The following is a 3160-nucleotide window of genomic DNA, read 5'->3' as shown; positions in this document are numbered from 1 at the left end:
TTGAGTCGGCCGAGTGGCTGGGCAAGGGCTTGGCGTCTCCTGTCATCAAAGACCGTACTGTCTCTATTAATAATCCTTTAGCTGCTAAGTTAGTGGCTACCGAACCGAGTCTGGACGAGGTGGCGGCTAAAGAAAAAAAGGCTTCCTCGGTGGCAGTGGTCGCCCACGGTGACGACCATGAAATCATCCTGGGAGATCGGGTTTACCGGGTGCGCGGGTTGTCGAAAAATGGCAGTCATGAGGTTTTGAAAATCAATCTGCGGCTGTGGCACAACGAGCGTTTTTACCTGGACGTGATCGATCTCTACCGGGCCAAGGAGCGTTCGCATTACATTGCCGCGGCCGCCAGCGAAACGAACCTCGAACCGGACTTGGTGAAGCGTGATCTGGGCCGGGTGCTGCTGGCTCTGGAAACTTGCCAGGAGGAACGGTTACGCGCCGAGCTGGCTCCCAAGTCTGAAGAGGCTGTCATGTCCAGCGATGAACGGCAAGCCGCGCTCGGTCTGTTGCAATCGCCGAACCTACTGGAGCGCATCCTCGAAGATTTTGCGCGCTGCGGCATCGTGGGGGAGTCCACGAACAAGCTCACGGGTTATCTTGCTGCGGTCTCCCGCAAGCTGGACAAGCCGCTGGCGATCATCGTGCAATCGACCAGCGCAGCGGGTAAGACGGCGTTGATGGAATCGGTGCTGGCGATGATGCCGGAGGAAGAGCGCGTTAAATACTCTGCCATGACGGGCCAGAGTCTTTACTACCTGGGCGAAACGAACCTGAAACACAAGATACTGGCGATCGTGGAGGAAGAAGGTGCCGAGAAGGCGAGTTATGCCTTGAAGCTGCTCCAGAGCGAAGGCGAGTTGACCATTGCATCGACGGGCAAGGATGAACAGGGCCGGATGAAAACCGAAGAGTACCACGTCGAGGGGCCGGTCATGATCTTTTTGACAACCACGGCGGTCGACATCGACGAGGAGCTTTTAAACCGTTGTCTGGTCCTGTCAGTGGACGAATCCCGCGAGCAGACGCGGGCCATCCATGACTTGCAGCGCGAAGCGGAAACCTTCGAGGGCTTGAAGCGCAAGGTTGAGCGTGAGGCCATCCTGACGGTGCACCGCAACGCGCAGCGTTTATTGAAGTCGGTTCCGGTGGTTAATCCCTATGCCCGGCGGTTAACGTTCCTGTCTGACCGCACGCGCACGCGCCGGGATCACATGAAATACCTCACCCTGATTCGCACAATCACCTTGCTGCACCAGTATCAACGGCCACTGAAAGAACGGGACGGCTTGCAATACATTGAGGTTATCCCGGCGGACATCGAAGCGGCCAATGCGATCGCGCATGAAGTGCTTGGTCGGAGCCTGGATGAGTTGCCCCCACAGACCCGCCGCCTGTTGCTGCTTCTGCGTGAAATGGTCGATAAGCTTTGCGATGCAAAGTCTCTTGAGCCGCAGGAGTGTTTGTTTAGTCGCCGTGACGTGCGCCGGTTCTGCGGCTGGAGCGAATACCAGGTGCGCGTGCACCTGAACAAGCTTCAGGAAATGGAATACGTCCTGCCGCATTACGGGGGCCGGGGGCAAAGCTTCGTTTACGAACTGCTCTTTGACGCCGATCCCATGGCGGCCAAACCCCAGCTTAACGGCCTCATTGATACCACTACGTTGCACGCTTCGAGCATCAAAACGTTTGCTTCGAGGGGTCATCGAGCAGCCAACGAGCCCGCTTCGGGCATCCCTCTGAACGAGGCTCAGCCCAATGACCAAGTGGCTTCGCGAATCAATGGCCAGCAAATCCCCACTGTCGCACAGCCCCCCCAATATTTAACGGCGGTCGCATCGTAGCCATGCCCCTGAAACATCGTCCCAAGGATCAGCGCGGCGGCCAGCGCAAACAGCCCGTCGAACTGGAGCCGGTCGGCATGGCCCGCCAATACCCGCTTTACCTAGAGGCGCTGGCTGTGCGTAATTACTCGCCGATCACGCAGGAGAACCGTCGTCAGGCGCTGGTTGCCTTCCTGCAATGGTGTCAGGAGCGAGACCTGTTTGAGGCTCGCGAGGTGACGCGTCCGGTGCTGGAAAGTTATCAGCGCTCGATGCACCGGTACCGCAAGGCCAATGGCAAGCCGTTGGGCTTCAGCACGCAGCGAGGCCGCTTGGTGGCGATCAAAGACTTTTTCCGCTGGCTGTGCCGTGAGAATGAAATCCTGCACAACCCGGCCTCCGAACTAGAAATGCCCCGCGGGGAACGCAAGTTGCCGAAAACGCCGCTGACGGCCAACGAGGCCGAACGCATCCTGAACTTGCCGGATATTACAGGCCCGCTCGGGCTGCGTGATCGCGCTTTGCTGGAGCTGCTTTACTCGACGGGCATCCGGCGGATGGAAGCCGTGCGCTTGGCGCTGGAAGACGTGCAGTTTGAGCGGCGCGTGTTGGCCGTGCGTCAGGGCAAGGGCAAGAAGGACCGCATGACGCCCATTGGCGAGCGGGCATTATCCTGGCTCGAAAAATACCTCGCCGACTCGCGTCCCCAACTGGTGCACCGATCCCGCGAGCAGACCCTGTTCCTGAGCGCCTACGGCGATGCGTTGGCCCCTGACTACCTGAGCCGCCTCGTCATCGACTACGTCAAACGCGCCGAAGTTGGCAAGCCCGGCGGCTGCCACCTGTTCCGGCATACCTGCGCCACGCTCATGCTCGAAAACGGCGCCGACATCCGCTTTATCCAGCAACTGCTCGGACACGCCAATTTATCCACGACGCAGATTTACACCGATGTATCGATCAGCCAGCTTCAGCGCGTCCACGCCATGACACACCCAGCGCGTTAGCTTGAGCCTACTTGTAAATGTCTTTGCGGTGGCCCGCTTCGAGCACCAGCACGATAAAAACATCGTCCTGCAGTTGGCATAAAATCCGGTAGTTGCCGCTGCGATAACGCCAGATGTTGTTCAGCTCGCCTTTGAGCTGCTTGCCCCATTGGCGGGGGTCTTCCGTGCCCGTGATGCGCTCATCAAGGTAACCGAGGATCTGGGCGGCGGCTTGCTTATCGAGCTTTTTGAGCTGCTTGAGCGCACGCCCGGAAATACTATAATCCCAGCTCACGTTTAGCTTCTGCGGCGGTGTAGATCTTGCCCGGGCTCTGGATGGCTTCAACGGCCAGA

The 3160-nt window shown here is 58.7% G+C and carries 2 protein-coding genes and 1 pseudogene; 2 read left to right on the top strand and 1 reads right to left on the bottom strand.

Annotated features, from left to right (window positions below; translation table 11 throughout):
- Together IE065_RS17715 and xerC are read left to right on the top strand one after the other, a co-directional pair.
- A pseudogene (locus IE065_RS17715) lies at positions 1-1841 on the top strand (DNA primase); the annotation flags it as partial.
- A 2-nt stretch (positions 1842-1843) separates the two neighbouring features.
- The gene (gene xerC / locus IE065_RS17710; RefSeq protein WP_189517616.1) at positions 1844-2827 is read left to right on the top strand and encodes a site-specific tyrosine recombinase XerC; all 984 of its coding nucleotides are present in this window, start codon (positions 1844-1846) and stop codon (positions 2825-2827) included.
- A gap of 7 nt (positions 2828-2834) precedes the next feature.
- Here xerC and IE065_RS17705 read toward each other — a convergent pair.
- Positions 2835-3160 (bottom strand): type II toxin-antitoxin system RelE family toxin (locus IE065_RS17705; RefSeq protein ID WP_229792159.1); only part of this gene is annotated, 326 nt, incomplete at its 5' end.

This window comes from Cerasicoccus arenae (assembly GCF_014651635.1).
Classification (GTDB): Bacteria; Verrucomicrobiota; Verrucomicrobiia; order Opitutales; family Cerasicoccaceae; genus Cerasicoccus; species Cerasicoccus arenae.
The sequence above is the reverse complement of the archived record's forward strand: the minus strand, read 5'-3'. Positions and strand labels throughout refer to the sequence as shown.

Excerpts from the sequence above, each read along its gene's own strand:
- xerC (WP_189517616.1), top strand. The coding sequence starts at position 1,844 with ATGCCCCTGAAACATCGTCCCAAGGATCAGCGCGGCGGCCAGCGCAAA.